The following is a 16,226-nucleotide window of genomic DNA, read 5'->3' as shown; positions in this document are numbered from 1 at the left end:
GCGCAAGCCCCGGCGGCCGTGAACCAAGGCCTCCGCAACGCGTCAAAGGACCCGCCATGACATTGCCTGCTGCACGCGCATCCACCCCCTTTCGCCCCGGCCGGCCGGGAGGCCATTGACATGGCACGCCCGGCCCGCCCCAAGAGCCAGTACGGCCGCCTCACGGCGATCGCCAGCGGACACCACCTGGCCACGCTGACGGCGCAGCGCGTCGTCGAGCAGGGCGGCTCGCTGGTCGATGCCATGGTCGCCGCGTCGGCAATGTTGACAGTGACGTTGCCGCACGCCGGTTCGCTGGGCGGCTGCGGCCTGCTGCTGGTCTACGACGCCGCCTCGCACCAGGTGCAGGTGCTCAACGGCACGGGCCGCGCGCCGGCCGCGACGCCGGTGGAAGAACTCGGCGTGGGCGAGATGCCGCGCCTGGGCGTGCGCGCGGCCGTGACACCCACGCTGGTCCGCCTGTGGGCCCGCGCGCACGAGCGCTTCGGCCGCCTGTCCTGGGCCCAGCTGCTGGCGCCGTCGATCGCCGCCGCCACCACCGGTGTCGGCACGGCCGAGGAACTGGCCGGCAGCCTAGCCGGAGCCGACGCTGCCCTGCGCGCCCAGCCCGGCTTCACCGACTGCTTCCACCGCAACGGCCAGCCGCTGACCGCCGGCCAGCCGATGCGCCAGCCCCAGCTGGCAGAGGTGCTGCAGGCCATCGCGCGCCAGGGCGAGTCCGGCTTCTACAGCGGCTGGGTCGCGCGCAGCCTGGCCGCCTTCTGCGCCGAGCACGGCGGCTGGCTGGGCCAGGACGACCTGGCGCGCGCGCAGGCCGACTGGTACGAGAGCTGGAGCACGCACTACGCCGGCCGCCAGGTGCACGTGGCGCCGCCGAACTCGCTGGGCGTGCTGCTGCTGCGCCAGCTCAACCTGCGCACCGCCGCCAGCGGCGGCGGCGACGCGCCGGGCCCCGCCGACGACGTGCTGCGCGCCGTCGCGGTGCTGCAGCGCTACCGCGCCCGCATCGGCGACCCGGCGCGCCGGCGGCTGCTGCCGGGCGATTTCGAGCTCGGCGAGCGCCGCATCGGCCCCGGCCCGAGCGATCCGGTGGCCACGCACGCGGCCCCGGCCGATGCCACCGGCTTCGTCGCCATGGACGTGGACGGCAACGCCGTGGCCCTGCTGCAAAGCGTGTTCCAGCCGCTGGGCAGCGGCGCCGCGGACCCCGGCACCGGCGTGCTGCTGAACAACCGCATGGCCGAGTTCCGCGCCGAGCCGGGCCTGCCGAACAGCGTGCACCCGATGGCCCGGCCGGCCCACACGCTGTCGCCCTGGATCGTGGTGCGGGGCAACCGCCCCGAGCTGGCCGCGATCTCGCCCGGCGGCATCGGCCAGACCACGGCCGGCCTGCAGTTCGCCGCCGGCGCGCTGGAAACCGACGCCACGCTGGGCGAGCTCGCCGGGCGGCCGCGCTGGAGCCTGAACAGCGCCGGCGAGGTGCTGCTGGAGCCCGGCATGGACGCCACCGTCGCCGCGGCGCTGCGGGCCCGCGGCCTGTCCGTGGTCGAGGACGCGCTGCAGGACCAGTACTTCGGCTCGATCAAGGCCGTGCGCGCCAATCCGCTGGGCGGGCTGGAGGCCGTGGCCGACCTGCGGCGCCAGGCGCACGCCGTCGCCTGGTAGACAAGCGGCCTGCGGCGGCATTCCTGTCGCCTGCGGGACGCCCGGCGCTGGCAGCGGCGCCATTGCGTACAGACCATGCCTTGACGCTGGCTTTTACGATTGGCAAGAATTTGCCACATGCGCAATCCCCTCATTCCCAAGATCGAAGCCCAGCTGCAAGGGTTGCCCGTGCCCGTGGCCCTGCAACTCCCTGCCGGCGAGCGCGTCGGCTCTCCCAGCGCGGCCGTGACGCTGTCGTTCGGCGACTGGTCGAGCCTGGCCACGATGGCCGCCGGCCAGATCGGCCGGCTGGCCGAGGATTTCGTCGAAAGCCGCGTGCAGCTGCAGGGCCGCATGCGCGACCTGATGGAAGTGGCCGCGCGGCTGCTGCCCGGCCACCCGGGGGAGCAGCCCTCGTCCAACTGGTGGAGCGGCATGCTGCGCCGGGCCAAGTCGCTGGCAGCGCATTCGCAGGCCAAGGACGCGGCGCAGATCCAGTTCCACTACGACGTGTCGGACGACTTCTACGCGCTGTGGCTGGACGACAGGCGCGTGTACTCCTGCGCCTACTACCGCGACGCCGGCATGACGCTGCGCCAGGCCCAGGAGTCCAAGCTCGACCACATCTGCCGCAAGCTGATGCTGCGCCCGGGCGAACGCTTCCTGGACATCGGCGCCGGCTGGGGCGGCCTGCTGCTGTGGGCCGCCGAGCACTACGACGTGGACGCCACCGGCATCACGCTGTCGCACAACCAGCACGCCCACGTGAACCGCGAGATCGAACGCCGCGGCCTGTCGCACCGCGTGCGCATGCTGCTGTGCGACTACCGCGACCTGCAGGCGGCGCAGCCGTTCGACAAGATCGCCTCGGTCGGCATGTTCGAGCATGTCGGCCGCGTGAACATGCCGACCTACTTCCGCCGCATCCACGAGCTGCTGCGCCCCGGCGGCCTGGTGCTGAACCACGGCATCACCGGCTCGGCGGCCGACCACGACCAGCTCGGCGCCGGCATGGGCGACTTCATCGAGAAGTACATCTTCCCCGGCGGCGAGTTGCTGCACGTCTCGCACGTGCTGCACGAGATGGCCCTAGCCGGCCTGGAGATGCTGGACACCGAGAACCTGCGGCCGCACTACGCGCGCACGCTGTGGGCCTGGTCCGACGCGCTGGAGGAACGGCTCGACGAGGCCCGCCGCGTGCTGGAATCCACCGCCAGCGCGCCCGGCGCGGCCGAGCGCATCCTGCGCGCCTACCGGCTGTACCTGGCCGGCAGCGCGATGAGCTTCGAGCACAACTGGATCTCGCTGCACCAGATGCTGGCCAGCCGGCCCAGCGGCAGCACGCAGGACGGCCCGATGACGGGCGCACAATCGGCCTATCCCTTCAACCGCGGCTACATGTACCGCTGAAGCGCATGCTGTTCAAGTTCAAATCCAAGGCGACGGGCGACCTGATCATGCTGGAGCCCAACGGGCGCCGGGTGCTGCAGCTGATCGGCAAGGAGCCGGGCGCGAGCGGCATCATCCTGCCCGAGCAGATGCCGGCCGCGATCACCGCGCTGGAGGCCGCCATCGCGGCGGAGGAAGCCGCGCAGAAGGCCGCCGAGGACGAGGCCCGTGCCCATGGCGAGCATCCCGATCCCAAGCCGGAGATCGTGTCGCTGCGCCAGCGCGCCGTGCCCTTCATCGAGATGCTCCGGCGCGCCCATGCGGCGGGCCGGGAAGTGGTCTGGGGCGTGTAGCGGCGGTCAGTCCACCTTGGCGCCGGAGGCCTTGACCACCGGCCCCCACTTCTTCAGCTCCGCGTCGATGAAGCGCCCGAACTCGGCCGGCGTGTTGCCGCCGGGAATCGCGCCCTGGGCCTGCAGCCGCTCGCTGACCTCCCGCGTCTTCAGCGCCTTGGCGACGTCCTGCTGGATGCGGTTCACGATCTCCGGCGGCGTGCCGGCCGGCGCCAGCAGGCCGAACCAGGAGCTGGCCTCGAAGCCCTTGACCGCCGGGCCGCCGGCCTGCTCGACGGTCGGCACGTCCGGCAGCGCCGGCGAGCGCTGCGCGCTGGTCACGGCCAGCGCGGTCAGCTTGCCGCCCTTGATCTGCTGCATGGCCGACGGCAGGTTGTCGAACATCACGTCCATGTTGCCGGCCACCATGTCCATCAGCGCCGGGCCGGAGCCCTTGTACGGGAAGTGCACCATGTAGGCGCCGGTCATGGTCTTGAACAGCTCGCCGGCCATGTGGATCGAGGTGCCGTTGCCGCTGGAGGCCATGTTCAGCTTGCCGGGGTTGGCCTTGGCGTAGGCAATGAAGTCCTGCACGTTGTGGATCTTCAGCGCCCGCGCCTTCTCGGTATTGACCACCATCACGTTCGGCACGCCGGCCACCAGCGTGATCGGCGTGAAGTCCTTGACCGGGTCGTAGGGCATCTTGTCGTACAGCCATTTGTTGATGGCCTGGGTGCCCACCGTCCCCATCAGGATGGTGTAGCCGTCCGGCGCGGCCTTGGCCACGATGTCCGCGCCGATGTTGCCGCCGGCGCCGGCCTTGTTGTCCACCACCACGGCCTGGCCGAGCGACCTGGCCAGCTCGACCGCCACGGCGCGGGCCATGATGTCGGTGGTGCCGCCGGGCGCGAACGGCACCACCATGCGGATCGGCTTGTTCGGCCAACCGGCCTGCGCCAGCACCGGCAGGCTGGCCGCGCAGGCCGCCAGCGCGGCGGCGCCCAGCAGCAGGCGGCGGATGGCAAGGCATGAAGTCATCGCTCGGTCTCCTTCGTCCAGATCGGTCCGGCCGTCTGCCGGTGCCCGCGGGCGCGGCCTTCTTCCGGCATCGGCCACCCGCGCAAGAGCGCCATGCTAGCCAGCGCCAACGTGGCGCCGCGCCCGTGCTTTCCCCAGATGGCGGCCTGCGCTGGACGAAAAAAAGCCGCCGGGGCCTGGCACCCGGCGGCTGGTCATGCGCGCGACGGCGCTCAGTCGGCGTACACGCCGGCGGCCTTGATCACCGGGCCGAAGCGCGCGACCTCGGCCTGCACGAACTTCTTGTGCTCGGCCGGCTCGACGCGCTTGTCGGTGGTGACCACGGCGCCCAGGCCTTCCTGCTTCTTGATGAAGTCGGCGTCCTTCAGCGCGGCCTTCAGCGCCGTGTTCAGCTTGGTCAGCACCGGCGCCGGCGTGCCCTTGGGCGCGTACAGGCCATGCCAGATCGTGACCTGGAAGCCCTTCATGCCGGCCTCGTCCAGCGTGGGCAGGTCCTTCAGCGCCGGGGTGCTCAGGCGCTTGGCCGTGGTCACGGCATAGGCCTTGACCTTCTTGCCCTCGATCTGCGAGGTGGTGTTGGTGGTCTGGTCGCACAGCAGGTCGATCTGGCCGCCCAGCAGGTCGGCGATGGCCGGCGCCGTGCCCTTGTACGGCACGGTCGTCATCTCGACCTTCAGCTCGCTCTGGAACATCAGGCCGCACAGGTGCGAGGCCGAGCCGATGCCGGCGTTGCCCAGGTTGATCCGGCCGGCGTTGGCCGTCATCCACTGGCGCAGCTCGCCGAAGTTGTTGGCGGCCAGCTGGGGCTTGCCGATCAGCGTCATCGGCACGTCGTTGATGATGCCCAGGTACTCGAAGTCGGTCTCGTAGTTGTACGAGAGCTTGCGGTACAGCACCGGCGTGGTGGCCATGCCCACGTGGGTGACCAGCAGCGTGTAGCCGTCGTTCTTGGCGCGCGCGACCTTGGTGGTGCCGATGGTGCTGCCGGCGCCGCCCACGTTCTCGATGACGATCGGGCTGTTGCCCATGTGGCGCTGCATGGCCTCGGCCAGGTCGCGCGCCACGCGGTCGGTCGGGCCGCCGGCGGCGAACGGCACGACGATGGTGATCGGCCTGCCGCCGGGAAAGTCCTGGGCCTGGGCACCCCAGGCCGCCAGCGCCATCGCGGCAACGGTCCATACCTTCTTCATGTCGACTCCTGATATCAAAGGGAAAAAAGCGGCGGGATGGTAGCCGAGCACCGCCGCGGGGGAATTCAGAAAACCACCAGGGCTTGCGCTGGCGCAAGCCCATCTCGTGACTTCCTACGCATGGTCGCGCCGGTCGTCGATCAGCCGGCCGTCGTCCGGCAGCGTTCCCGGCCCGCACCAGTGCACCTCGCCGCGCAGCCGGGTCACCTCGCGGATGGCCTCGGCCACGCGCGCGCGCAGGCCTTCGTCGGGCGCCGCGCACTCGGCGTGCAGCACCATCGCGTCGCTGGCCATGGCGCCGGTGACGACCAGGCGCACCCGCTCCAGGCCGGGACAGCGGCGCACGATCTCCTGCACCTGGCTCGGGTGCACGAACATGCCGCGCACCTTGGCGGTCTGGTCGGCCCGGCCCATCCAGCCCCGGATGCGGGTGTTCGTGCGGCCGGTCGGGCAGCGCCCCGGCAGCACGGCCGACAGGTCGCCGGTGCCGAAGCGCAGCAGCGGGTAGTCGGCATCGAGGCTGGTCACGACGACCTCGCCGATCTCGCCCTCGGGCACCGGCCGGTCGTCCGGGCCGACGATCTCGACGATCACGCCCTCGTCCAGCACCAGGCCCTCGCGCGCCGGCGTCTCGTAGGCGATCAGGCCGATGTCGGCGGTGGCGTAGCACTGGTAGGCCGCCACGCCGCGCGCGGCGAACCAGTCGCGCAGCGCGGGCGGGCAGGCCTCGCCGCTGAGCAGGGCCTTGGTCAGCGACAGCGGTCCGCCGGCCTGCTCCAGCACGATCTTCAGGAAGCCGGGCGTGCCGCAGTAGCCGTGCGGACGCAGGTCCCGCATGGCCTGCAGCTGCAGCTCGGTGTTGCCCACGCCGCCGGGGAACACCGTGCAGCCCAGCGCCAGCGCGCCCTCCTCCATGATCGCGCCGGCGGGCGTCAGGTGGTAGCTGAAGCTGTTGTGCACCAGGTCGCCGCGGCGGAAGCCGGCCGCGTGCAGCGCACGCGACATACGCCAGGCGTCGGCCCCGAGGCCCTGCGGCTCGTACAGCGGGCCGGGCGACTGGAACACGCGCCGGGCCGCGCGCGGCAGCCCCAGCCCGCCCCAGCCGCAGGCCGAGAAGCCGCCGAACGGATCGCCGCCGGCCGCGCGCGCGGCCTGCTGGCGGGCCAGCAGGTCGTGCTTGCGCAGCACGGGCAGGTCGGCCAGCGCGGCGCGGCTGGCGACCGCGGCGGCCTCCACCTGCGCCAGCCGCTCGGCCTGGGCCGGGCTGCCGGCCTTGGCCCGGGCCACCAGGGCCGGCAGGGCCGCCATCAGCGCGGCTTCGCGCTCGGCGGGGTCGCGCGTCTCGCGCGCATCGAGGGTGGCGGCATGCATGCAGGCGGGTCCGGAAGATGGAAACGGGGGAACGGGCGTCACGCCAGCCAGCGCTTGCGGCGCTTGTAGCTCTTGACGTCGCGGAAGCTCTTGCGGCCTTCGCCGCCGGCGCCCAGGTAGAACTCCTTGACGTCCTCGTTGGCGCGCAGCGCGTCGGCCGAGCCGTCCATGACCACGCGGCCGCTCTCCAGGATGTAGCCGAAGTCCGCATAGCGCAGCGCCATGTTGGTGTTCTGCTCGGCGAGCAGGAAGGTCACCCCCTCCTTGGCGTTCAGGTCCTTCACGATCCCGAACACCTCCTCGACGATCTGCGGGGCCAGGCCCATCGACGGCTCGTCCAGCAGCACCATCCGCGGGCTGGCCATCAGCGCCCGGCCGATCGCGCACATCTGCTGCTCGCCGCCCGAGGTGTAGGCGGCCTGGCTGGCCCGGCGGGTCTTCAGCCGCGGGAAGTAGGCGTAGACCTTCTCCAGCGTCGCGGCGACGGCAGCCCGGCCGTCCCGGCGCGTGTAGGCGCCGGTCATCAGGTTCTCCTCGATCGTCAGGTGGGCGAAGCAACGCCGCCCCTCCATGACCTGGACCACGCCGCGGCCCACCAGCTCGGCCGGCGTCAGGTTCTCGATGCGCTCGCCGCGCAGGGAGATCGAGCCCTTGGTCACGGCGCCGCGCTCGGCCTGCAGCAGGTTGGACACGGCCCGGAGCGTGGTGGTCTTGCCGGCCCCGTTGGCGCCGAGCAGGGCCACCACGCTGCCCTCGTCCACGCGCAGGGAGACGCCCTTGAGCACCAGGATCACGTGGTTGTAGATGACCTCGATGCCGTTGACGTCGAGGAGCGCACGGCGCGCGGCCGGAGGCGGGGCGGACATGGCGGCGGCAGGCGGCGACGCGTCAGGAGCAGTTGCGCGGCGTGATGTTCTTGTCTTTGGCGTAGCGGGCCGACAGCTCCTTGACCAGCGGGTCGACCATCGACGGGTCGGCCTGGTACCAGTCCGAGGTGATGTTCCACTTGCCGCCGTCCCACTGCACGATGCGCGCCCAGTCCGTGCCCATGTGGTTGGCGCACGAGGTCTTGACCGGCCGCATGATCTCGCCGAAGCCCAGCGCCCTGAGCCGCTCGGCCGTGAGGTCCAGGTTCTCGAAGCCCCATCGGACCTGCTCGGGCGTCATGACCTTGCCCTTGCCGAACTTCTCCTGCGCGGCGCGGATCGCCTCGACCTGCAGCATCGAGATCATCATGCCGCGCGTATGCGCCATCACGCCGATCTCGCCGGCGTTGCCGGCCGTGCCCTGGCCCTTGTCGTAGACGAACTGCTTCAGGTCGCCGTGCACCTTGTCGCGGGCCGCGCTGTTGTGGATCGTGACCGCGTTGTAGCCCTTGGCGCCGGCGCCGATGTCCTTGACGTCGTGGTCGGAGCCGGCCCACCAAATCGCGTAGATCTTCTCGCGCGCGTAGCCGGTGGCCTGGGCCTCGCGGATGCCGGCCGGCGTCATCACGCCGGCGGACCAGAACAGCACGTAGTCGGGGCGCTGCTGGCGGATCTGCAGCCAGGTGCTCTTCTGCTCCACGCCGGGCGGGGTGACGGGGAACAGCACCAGCTCGAAGCCCTCCTTGGCGGCGCGCTTGTGCAGCAGCGGGATCGGCTCCTTGCCGTAGGGCGAGTCGTGGTAGACCAGCGCGATCTTCTTGCCCTTCAGGCTGCCCTTCTCCTTCTTCAGGATGTCCTGCACGATCACGTCGGCGGCCGTCCAGTAGGTGCCCAGCAGCGGGAAGTTCCATTCGAACACCGTGCCGTCCACCGACTGCGACAGGCCGTAGCCCATGGTCTGCACCACCATCTTGTCGGCGAAGGCCTTGTCGGTCACGGCGAAGGTGATGCCGGTGGACTGGGGATCGAAGCCGGCCGCGCCGCCGCCCTTGCCCTTCAGGCGCTCGTAGCACTCCACGCCCTTGGCCGCGTCGTAGGCCGTCTCGCACTCCTCGTACACCAGCTTCACGCCGTTGACGCCGCCGTCGCGCGCGTTCACGAGCTTCAGGTAGTCCTGCTTGCCGTCGGCCCAGGGGATGCCCAGCGGCGCGAACTGGCCGGTGCGGTAGACCAGCAGCGGCACGAACTGCTCGGCCTGGGCGAACGCGGCGGGCGCCGCCAGCAGGGACAGGCCGGCGGCAGCGAGGGCGGCGAGGGGTTTGAGCTTCATCGGATGTCTCCTGGAAAAAGGCACGGGTGCGCGCCGGGTGGGAATCAGTGCGGGAAGGGCCACAGCCGCAGCTTCTCGCGCGCCGTGAGCCACAGCCGCGCCAGGCCGTGCGGCTCGACGATCAGGAAGAACACGATCAGCGCGCCGAAGATCATGTGCTCCAGGTGCGAGGCGGTGGCCGTGGACAGCGGCAGCCCCAGCCAATGCGGCACGTAGTTCAGCAGCAGCGGCAGCAGCACCATGAAGGCCGCGCCGAGGAAGGCGCCGGCGATCGACCCCAGCCCGCCGATGATGACCATGAACAGCAGCTGGAACGAGCGGTCGATGCCGAACGCCGCCGGCTCCCACGAGCCCAGGTGCACGAAGCCCCACAGCGCGCCGGCCACGCCGACGACGAAGGAGCTGACGGCGAACGCCGACAGCTTGGCGTAGACCGGGCGGATGCCGATGACCGCCGCCGCGACGTCCATGTCGCGGATCGCCATCCACTGCCGGCCGATCGCGCCGCGCACGAGGTTCTTGGCCAGCAGCGCGAACACGCAGACCAGCGTCAGGCACAGCAGGTACTTCTGCACCGGCGTCTCCACCGGCGCGCCGAAGAAGGACAGCGCGCCGACGCTGACCGAGCCCGACGGCGAATCGTTGGTGACCCAGGCCACGCGGTTGGTGAACCAGTCCGTGAAGAACTGCGCCGCCAGCGTCGCCACGGCCAGGTACAGCCCGCGGATGCGCAGGCTCGGGATGCCGAACAGCACGCCGAACACCGTGGCCGCCAGCCCGCCGCCGACCAGCGACAGCAGCAGCGGCATGCCCGGGACGCGCACCTGCAGGTTGTAGGCGGCGTAGGCGCCGATGGCCATGAACGCGCCGGTGCCCAGCGAGATCTGGCCGCAGTAGCCGACCAGGATGTTCAGCCCGAGCGCCGCCAGCGACAGGATCAGGAACGGGATCAGGATGGCGCGGAAGAAGTAGTCGCTGCCCACGAGCGGCACGGCGACGAAGGCGACCAGCAGCAGCACGCCGACGGCGATCCGGTCCTGCAGCACCGGGAAGATCTGCAGGTCGGCGCGGTAGGTCCGCTTGAACTGGCCGTTCTCTCGGTACAGCATGTCAGTCGTCCGTCGCGCACCAGGCCTGGTGCCCGGCATGCAGCGGCGCGTCGCAGGCCGCAGTTCCGATGGCCGCGGCGCGCCCGCGGAACTGGCTTCGCCAGGCCACCGGGTGCGCCCCCCTCGTGCAGCGGAGGGGGGGTGGCGGAGCGCGGGGCGCGGGGACCGGGGGGGTCATACGCGGTCGATGATCTTGTCGCCGAACAGGCCCTGCGGGCGCAGCAGCAGGAAGGCCAGCGCCAGCACGTAGGCGAACCAGTTCTCGATGCCGCCGCCCAGCAGCGGGCCGATGTAGATCTCCGACAGCTTCTCGCCGGCGCCGATGATCAGGCCGCCGACGATGGCGCCGGGCACCGAGGTCAGGCCGCCGAGGATCACGACCGGCAGCGCCTTCAGCGCCACCAGCGAGATCGAGAACTGCACGCCCAGCTTGGAGCCCCAGATGATGCCGGCCACCAGCGCGACGATGCCGCCGATGGTCCAGACGATGACCCAGATGCGCGACAGCGGGATGCCGATGGACTGCGCGGCCTGGTGGTCGTCGGCCACGGCGCGCAGCGCGCGGCCGGTCGGCGTCTTCTGGAAGAACAGGGTCAGGCCGAGGACCAGCAGCGCCGAGACCAGCGCCGCGTACAGGTCTTCCTTGCTGAGCAGCAGGCCGCCCTCGAAGAGGTTCTCCAGCACCATCATCGGGTCCTTGGGCATGCCCACGTCGATCTTGTAGGTGGCGCTGCCGAACAGCAGCTGGCCGGCGCCGTCGATGAAGTAGGCGATGCCCAGCGTGGCCATCAGCAGCGCGATCGGCTCCTGCCCGACGAGCCGGCGCAGCGCCAGCCGCTCGATCAGCCAGGCCAGCACGGCCATCAGCGCGATGGCGGCGAGCAGCGCCAGCGCGTTGGCCAGCAGCAGGCTGTCGAAGCCCAGCCACTGCGGCAGCCATTCCGACAGGCGCGCCATTGCCAGCGCCGCGAACAGCACCATCGCACCCTGCGCGAAATTGAACACGCCCGAGGCCTTGAAGATCAGCACGAAGCCCAGCGCGACCAGCGCGTAGAGCATGCCGGCCATCAGGCCGCCGAACAGGGTTTCGAGGAAGAAGCCCATGGCCGCCTCAGCCGCCCCAGGCAATGAAGGGCATGGGGGTCATCTCAATGGTCCGTGCCCAGGTAGGCGCGGACCACGTCCGCGTTGCCGCGCACCTCGTCCGGCGTGCCGTCGCCGATCTTGCGGCCGTAGTCGAGCACGACCACGCGGTCGGAGATGTCCATGACCACGCCCATGTCGTGCTCGATCAGCACGACCGTGGTGCCGAACTCGTCGTTCACGTCGAGGATGAAGCGGCACATGTCCTGCTTCTCCTCCACGTTCATGCCGGCCATGGGCTCGTCCAGCAGCAGCACCTGCGGCTCCATGGCCAGGGCCCGGCCCAGGTCCACGCGCTTCTGCAGGCCGTAGGGCAGCCGGCCCACCGGCGTCTTGCGCCAGGGCTGGATCTCCAGGAAGTCGATGATGCGCTCGACCTGCTCGCGGTGCGCGATCTCCTCGCGCTCGGCCGGGCCCAGGCGCAGCGCCTGCAGCAGCAGGTTGCTCTTCATGCGCAGGTTGCGGCCGGTCATGATGTTGTCCAGCACGCTCATGCCCTTGAACAGCGCCAGGTTCTGGAACGTCCGCGCCACGCCCATCTCGGCCACCTGGCGCGGGTTCATGTGCCGGAAGGTCCGGCCGCGGAAGGCCACCGCGCCCTCCTGCGGCGCGTACACGCCGTTGATGCAGTTGAGCATGGAGCTCTTGCCGGCGCCGTTGGGGCCGATGATGGCGCGGATCTCGTGCTCGCGCACGTCGAAGCTGATGTCGGTCAGCGCCTTCACGCCGCCGAAGCGCAGGCTGATGTTCCGGACCTCCAGGATCACGTCGCCGATCCGGCGGCCGGCCTGCGGTGCGGTCGCCGCCGCCATGGCCGATGCGTCCATCAGGCGGCCCGCCGCACCGGCGCGAAGGTGCGGGCGTCGACGATCCGCAGCGTGGCGCTGACGCTGCCGCTGCGCCCGTCCTCGAACCGGACCTGGGTCTCGACGTACTGCTCGGCCTTGCCGCCGTACAGCGCGTCGACCAGCACCCTGTACTTCTCGGCGATGAAGCCGCGGCGGACCTTGTTGGTGCGCGTCAGCTCGTTGTCGTCGGCGTCCAGTTCCTTGTGCAGCACCAGGAAGCGGCTGACCTGGTTGCCGGCCAGCATGGCGTCCTGCGCCAGGTCGGCGTTGACCTGCTCGACGCATTCGCGCATGAGTTCGTAGACCTCGGGCTTGCCGGCCAGGTCGGTGTAGCCGGCATAGGGCAGGCCGCGCCGCTCGGCCCAGTTGCCCACGGCCTCGAAATCGATGTTCAGCATCACGCAGACCGTGGCGCGGCCGTCGCCGTAGGCCACGGCTTCCTTGATGTAGGGGAAGAACTTGAGCTTGTTCTCCACGTACTTGGGCGCGAACATCGCGCCGTCGTTGGCGCCACCCTGCAGGCGGCCGACGTCCTTGACGCGGTCGATGATCTTCAGGTGGCCGCTGGCGTCCAGGAAGCCGGCGTCGCTGGTGTGGTACCAGCCGTCGGCGGTCAGCACCTCGGCCGTGGCCTCGGGGTTCTTGTAGTAGCACTGCAGCAGGCCGGCCGAGCGCACCAGGATCTCGCCGTTGTCGGCGACCCGGATCTCGACGCCGTCGATCGGGATGCCCACGGTGTCGGCCCGCACCTGGTGGTCCGGCTGCAGGCAGACGAACACCGCGGTCTCGGTCGAGCCGTACAGCTGCTTGAGGTTGATGCCGATGGCGCGGTAGAAGGCGAACAGGTCGGGCCCGATGGCCTCGCCGGCGGTGTAGGCCACGCGCACGCGCGAGAAGCCCAGCGTGTTGCGCAGCGGGCCGTAGACCAGCAGGTCGCCCAGCGCGTACCTCAGCCGGTCCAGCGCGCCGACCGGCCGGCCGTCCATGCGCGCCGGGCCGACGCGCCGCGCCAGCGCCAGGCAGCGCTGGAACAGCCAGCGCTTGAAGCGCCCGGCGTCCTCCATGCGGATCATCACGCTGGTCAGCAGGCCCTCGAACACGCGCGGCGGCGCGAAGTAGTAGGTCGGCCCGATCTCCTTGAGGTCGATGCCGACGGTAGCGGCCGACTCGGGGCAGTTGACCACGTAGCCGCAGGCCAGCCACTGCGCGTAGCTGAAGATGTTCTGGCCGATCCAGGCCGGCGGCAGGTAGGCCAGCACCTCCTCGGCGGCGGTGAGCCGGTCGAAGGCCGCGCCGGCGCGCGCGCGGTCCAGCAGGCTCGCATGCGTGTGCACCACGCCCTTGGGGTTGCCGGTGGTGCCGGAGGTGAAGAACATCGCGGCCACGTCGCCGCTGCGGCCCGCGGCCACGCGCTCGGCGAAGAAGCCCGGCGCCTGCGCGGCGCGGGCCGCGCCCTGCTGCAGCAGGTCGGCGACGGACGCCAGCCCGCGCTCGCGGTAGTGGCGCAGGCCGCGCGGGTCGTCGTACCAGATGCGTTCGAGCGCCGGGTACTGGCCGCGCACCTCCAGCATCTTGTCGACCTGCTCCTGGTCCTCCACCACGCACAGGCGCACCTCGGCGTTGGACAGCGGGTAGACGAACTCGGCGGCCACCGCGTCCTGGTACAGCGGCACCGGGATCGCGCCCAGCGCCTGCGCGGCCAGCATGCAGGCGTACAGCCGCGGCCGGTTGGCGCCGACCACCGCCAGGTGCTCGCCCGGCCGCAGCCCGGCCGCGTGCAGGCCGCAGGCGGCTTGCTCGACCATCTGCGCCAGCGCGCGCCAGCCGAGCGTCTGCCAGATACCGAACTCCTTCTCGCGCATGGCCGGCGCATCCGGCCGTTCGGCGGCGTGCTGCAGCAGCAATCTCGGGAAGGTGGTGTCCATGGAGCTCCTCGGCGCGAGCGAATACTAGGCGCGGCTTTGACGCCGCCGTGTCGGCCGGAAGACAATCTAAGGGTGAGCCCTCCCCCGGAATTTCCCCAGGCCCGCCGGCGCGGCGCGGTCGCGGCCGACACGCTGCACCAGCGCCGCCGCACGCCGACGGCGCGCGAGCTCGCGGCGATTCCCTGGCTGTCCCAGCTGACCGGGCCCGAGTGCGCGCGCGTCGTCCCCGAGATCACGGCGGGCGACGCGCTGCCGGGCGACCACGTGTGCCGCATCGGCCGGCCGGTGACCTACTGGTTCGGCGTGGTCGAGGGCCTGTTGAAGATGAACTCGGAGACCGCGCAGGGCCAGACCATGACCTTCGCCGGCCTGCCCGCGGGCGGCTGGTTCGGCGAGGGCACGGTGCTCAAGCGCGAGCCCTACCGCTACAACGTGCAGGCGCTGCGGGCCAGCACCGTGGCCGGCCTGCCGGTGGACAGCTTCCACTGGCTGCTGGACCACTCGCTCGCCTTCAACCGCTTCATCATGAACCAGCTGAACGAGCGGCTGGCGCAGTTCATCGCCGCGCGCGAGATCGACCGCCTGGCCGACCCGGACCTGCGCGTGGCGCGCAGCCTGGCGGCGCTGTTCAACCCGGTGCTGTACCCCGGCGTGGGCCAGGTGCTGCGCATCACGCAGCAGGAGCTGGCCTACCTGGTGGGGCTGTCGCGCCAGCGCGTGAACGAGGCGCTGGCGGCACTGCAGGCGGCCGGGCTGATCCGCACCGAGTACGGCGGGCTGCGCGTGCTGGACCTGCCGGGCCTGCGCACGCTGCCGTCGGCCCGGCCGGCCGCCGGGCCATCCGGCGCCACCGATCATCCCGGCGCCGACGCGGATGCGTGCGCCGCCGGCGCCGGGCGTGTATGTTCGTTTTCTCCCGGCCAACAACCAGGGCCTGCGGGCCCACCCCAGCGATGAAACCCATGCGACTCCTTTTCCTTGCGGCGTGCTGCCTGTGCGCCAGCGCCATGGCCCAGCCCGCCGGCTATGTCAAGACGGTGGCGGGCGAGGCCAGCATCGTGTCGGCCAGCGGCACCCAGCCGGCGCGCCCCGGCGCGGCGCTGTCCATCGGCGACACCGTGCGCACCGGCCCGGACGGCAGCCTGGGCGTCACGCTGAAGGACAACACCATGCTGTCCTTCGGGCCCTCGACCTCGTTCACGCTGGAGGATTTCCTGTTCGCGCCGGCGCAGGGCCAGCTCCAGCTCGGCGGCAGCATCGCCACCGGCACGCTGCAGTACATCTCCGGCACGATCGCCAAGCTCCGGCCCGAGGCGGTGAAGATCAAGACGCCCAGCGGCATCGTCGGCGTGCGCGGGACGCGCTTCGTCGTGGTGGCGCAGCCGTGATGCAGCGCCGCCTGCTCCTGGCGTCGGCCGTGCTCGCCGCGGCGCTGGCCGCCTGCTGCGCGGCGCCGCCAGCGCCACCGGCGCCGGCGGCCGCGCCGCCCACCCCGCGCGCCTACGTGGCGCTGCTGCCCAACGCCGACGGCAGCACCGGCCAGGTGGTCTACACCGGGCCCATGGGCCGCACGGAGCTGAGCCGCGCCGGCCAGGCCGTGGCGCTGAGCGGCTCGGCCGAGCCGTTCATGGTCAGCGACGAACAGCTGCAGCGCGACGCGGGGCGGGCCATCGCCGCGCAGCCGCGCCCGCCGCGCACCTTCCTGCTGTACTTCGGCACCGCGGAGATCACGCCGACCTCACAGGCGCTGCTGCCGCAGATCCTGGCGGAGGTCCGGAGCCGCCCCACCGCCGAGCTGTCCATCGTCGGCCACACCGACACAGTCGGTCCCGCCGAGCAGAACGCCGTGCTGTCGCTGCGCCGCGCCGAGCAGGCCGCCCTGCTGCTGCAGGACGCGATCGCCTCGGCCCAGCAGGTGGAGATCACCTCGCACGGCGAGAACGACCTGCTGATCCCCACGCCGGACGAGACCGCCGAGCCGCGCAACCGCCGCGTCGAGGTCACCGTGCGCTGATGGCGCCAAGGGTGCGGCCCGCCGCCC

General features: G+C 71.4%; 15 protein-coding genes. 6 read left to right on the top strand and 9 right to left on the bottom strand.

Features of this window, described 5'->3' with window-relative positions; genetic code table 11:
• Nucleotides 1–120 precede the first annotated feature (120 nt).
• The 3 genes from QM782_RS09935 to QM782_RS09925 all read left to right on the top strand — a co-directional run bounded on the left by QM782_RS09935 (nucleotide 121) and on the right by QM782_RS09925 (nucleotide 3,386).
• Entirely contained in the window at nucleotides 121–1,665 is a 1,545-nt protein-coding gene (locus tag QM782_RS09935; RefSeq protein ID WP_415202759.1) for a gamma-glutamyltransferase family protein, read from the top strand.
• A 117-nt stretch (nucleotides 1,666–1,782) separates the two neighbouring features.
• The gene (locus QM782_RS09930; protein ID WP_415202758.1) at nucleotides 1,783–3,054 is read left to right on the top strand and encodes a class I SAM-dependent methyltransferase; all 1,272 of its coding nucleotides are present in this window, start codon (nucleotides 1,783–1,785) and stop codon (nucleotides 3,052–3,054) included.
• Nucleotides 3,055–3,059: 5 nt separating this feature from the next.
• The gene (locus QM782_RS09925) at nucleotides 3,060–3,386 is read left to right on the top strand and encodes a DUF1840 domain-containing protein (protein ID WP_415202757.1); all 327 of its coding nucleotides are present in this window, start codon (nucleotides 3,060–3,062) and stop codon (nucleotides 3,384–3,386) included.
• Between the two features lie 6 nt (nucleotides 3,387–3,392).
• Here QM782_RS09925 and QM782_RS09920 read toward each other — a convergent pair whose 3' ends face one another.
• The 9 genes from QM782_RS09920 to QM782_RS09880 all read right to left on the bottom strand — a co-directional run bounded on the left by QM782_RS09920 (nucleotide 3,393) and on the right by QM782_RS09880 (nucleotide 14,185).
• Complete coding sequence (locus QM782_RS09920) at nucleotides 3,393–4,403, bottom strand: Bug family tripartite tricarboxylate transporter substrate binding protein (protein WP_415202756.1); 1,011 nt, start codon at nucleotides 4,401–4,403, stop codon at nucleotides 3,393–3,395.
• 212 nt (nucleotides 4,404–4,615) lie between these two features.
• Nucleotides 4,616–5,593, bottom strand: a complete 978-nt coding sequence (locus QM782_RS09915; RefSeq protein WP_415202755.1) for a tripartite tricarboxylate transporter substrate-binding protein — start codon at nucleotides 5,591–5,593, stop codon at nucleotides 4,616–4,618.
• 114 nt (nucleotides 5,594–5,707) lie between these two features.
• A complete protein-coding gene (locus QM782_RS09910) occupies nucleotides 5,708–6,964 on the bottom strand; it encodes a phenylacetate--CoA ligase family protein (RefSeq protein WP_415202754.1) in 1,257 nt (418 codons plus the stop codon).
• A 38-nt stretch (nucleotides 6,965–7,002) separates the two neighbouring features.
• On the bottom strand, nucleotides 7,003–7,830 hold the full coding sequence (locus QM782_RS09905) for an ABC transporter ATP-binding protein (protein WP_415202753.1): 828 nt from the start codon (nucleotides 7,828–7,830) through the stop codon (nucleotides 7,003–7,005).
• A gap of 22 nt (nucleotides 7,831–7,852) precedes the next feature.
• Nucleotides 7,853–9,160, bottom strand: a complete 1,308-nt coding sequence (locus QM782_RS09900; RefSeq protein WP_415202752.1) for an ABC transporter substrate-binding protein — start codon at nucleotides 9,158–9,160, stop codon at nucleotides 7,853–7,855.
• Between the two features lie 44 nt (nucleotides 9,161–9,204).
• Nucleotides 9,205–10,269, bottom strand: coding sequence for a branched-chain amino acid ABC transporter permease (locus QM782_RS09895; RefSeq protein WP_415202751.1), 1,065 nt, complete (start codon nucleotides 10,267–10,269; stop codon nucleotides 9,205–9,207).
• A 174-nt stretch (nucleotides 10,270–10,443) separates the two neighbouring features.
• Complete coding sequence (locus QM782_RS09890) at nucleotides 10,444–11,373, bottom strand: branched-chain amino acid ABC transporter permease (RefSeq protein WP_415202750.1); 930 nt, start codon at nucleotides 11,371–11,373, stop codon at nucleotides 10,444–10,446.
• A 44-nt stretch (nucleotides 11,374–11,417) separates the two neighbouring features.
• A complete protein-coding gene (locus QM782_RS09885) occupies nucleotides 11,418–12,224 on the bottom strand; it encodes an ABC transporter ATP-binding protein (RefSeq protein ID WP_415202749.1) in 807 nt (268 codons plus the stop codon).
• 14 nt (nucleotides 12,225–12,238) lie between these two features.
• Complete coding sequence (locus QM782_RS09880; protein WP_415202748.1) at nucleotides 12,239–14,185, bottom strand: AMP-dependent synthetase/ligase; 1,947 nt, start codon at nucleotides 14,183–14,185, stop codon at nucleotides 12,239–12,241.
• A gap of 72 nt (nucleotides 14,186–14,257) precedes the next feature.
• On the opposite strand from QM782_RS09880, the gene QM782_RS09875 reads away from it, so the two are divergent.
• Genes QM782_RS09875 through QM782_RS09865 form a run of 3 tightly spaced genes read left to right on the top strand, consistent with a single transcriptional unit; the run spans nucleotide 14,258 to nucleotide 16,199 of the window.
• Entirely contained in the window at nucleotides 14,258–15,142 is an 885-nt protein-coding gene (locus QM782_RS09875; protein WP_415202747.1) for a Crp/Fnr family transcriptional regulator, read from the top strand.
• Between the two features lie 5 nt (nucleotides 15,143–15,147).
• The gene (locus QM782_RS09870; protein ID WP_415202746.1) at nucleotides 15,148–15,573 is read left to right on the top strand and encodes a FecR domain-containing protein; all 426 of its coding nucleotides are present in this window, start codon (nucleotides 15,148–15,150) and stop codon (nucleotides 15,571–15,573) included.
• On the top strand, nucleotides 15,573–16,199 hold the full coding sequence (locus tag QM782_RS09865; RefSeq protein ID WP_415202745.1) for an OmpA family protein: 627 nt from the start codon (nucleotides 15,573–15,575) through the stop codon (nucleotides 16,197–16,199). The genes QM782_RS09870 and QM782_RS09865 overlap by 1 nt, the downstream gene beginning before the upstream one ends.
• The last annotated feature ends 27 nt before the right edge of the window (nucleotides 16,200–16,226 follow it).

It is taken from the genome of Pseudorhodoferax sp. (assembly GCF_047601025.1).
GTDB lineage: Bacteria > Pseudomonadota > Gammaproteobacteria > Burkholderiales > Burkholderiaceae_C > Pseudorhodoferax.
Note: the sequence above shows the minus strand (reverse complement) of the source record. Positions and strands in the feature narration are given on the sequence as shown.

Excerpts from the sequence above, each read along its gene's own strand:
- QM782_RS09935 (WP_415202759.1), top strand. The coding sequence starts at position 121 with ATGGCACGCCCGGCCCGCCCCAAGAGCCAGTACGGCCGCCTCACGGCG.
- QM782_RS09930 (WP_415202758.1), top strand. The coding sequence starts at position 1,783 with ATGCGCAATCCCCTCATTCCCAAGATCGAAGCCCAGCTGCAAGGGTTG.
- QM782_RS09925 (WP_415202757.1), top strand. The coding sequence starts at position 3,060 with ATGCTGTTCAAGTTCAAATCCAAGGCGACGGGCGACCTGATCATGCTG.
- QM782_RS09920 (WP_415202756.1), bottom strand. The coding sequence starts at position 4,403 with ATGACTTCATGCCTTGCCATCCGCCGCCTGCTGCTGGGCGCCGCCGCG.
- QM782_RS09915 (WP_415202755.1), bottom strand. The coding sequence starts at position 5,593 with ATGAAGAAGGTATGGACCGTTGCCGCGATGGCGCTGGCGGCCTGGGGT.
- QM782_RS09910 (WP_415202754.1), bottom strand. The coding sequence starts at position 6,964 with ATGCATGCCGCCACCCTCGATGCGCGCGAGACGCGCGACCCCGCCGAG.
- QM782_RS09905 (WP_415202753.1), bottom strand. The coding sequence starts at position 7,830 with ATGTCCGCCCCGCCTCCGGCCGCGCGCCGTGCGCTCCTCGACGTCAAC.
- QM782_RS09900 (WP_415202752.1), bottom strand. The coding sequence starts at position 9,160 with ATGAAGCTCAAACCCCTCGCCGCCCTCGCTGCCGCCGGCCTGTCCCTG.
- QM782_RS09895 (WP_415202751.1), bottom strand. The coding sequence starts at position 10,269 with ATGCTGTACCGAGAGAACGGCCAGTTCAAGCGGACCTACCGCGCCGAC.
- QM782_RS09890 (WP_415202750.1), bottom strand. The coding sequence starts at position 11,373 with ATGGGCTTCTTCCTCGAAACCCTGTTCGGCGGCCTGATGGCCGGCATG.
- QM782_RS09885 (WP_415202749.1), bottom strand. The coding sequence starts at position 12,224 with ATGGCGGCGGCGACCGCACCGCAGGCCGGCCGCCGGATCGGCGACGTG.
- QM782_RS09880 (WP_415202748.1), bottom strand. The coding sequence starts at position 14,185 with ATGGACACCACCTTCCCGAGATTGCTGCTGCAGCACGCCGCCGAACGG.
- QM782_RS09870 (WP_415202746.1), top strand. The coding sequence starts at position 15,148 with ATGCGACTCCTTTTCCTTGCGGCGTGCTGCCTGTGCGCCAGCGCCATG.
- QM782_RS09865 (WP_415202745.1), top strand. The coding sequence starts at position 15,573 with ATGCAGCGCCGCCTGCTCCTGGCGTCGGCCGTGCTCGCCGCGGCGCTG.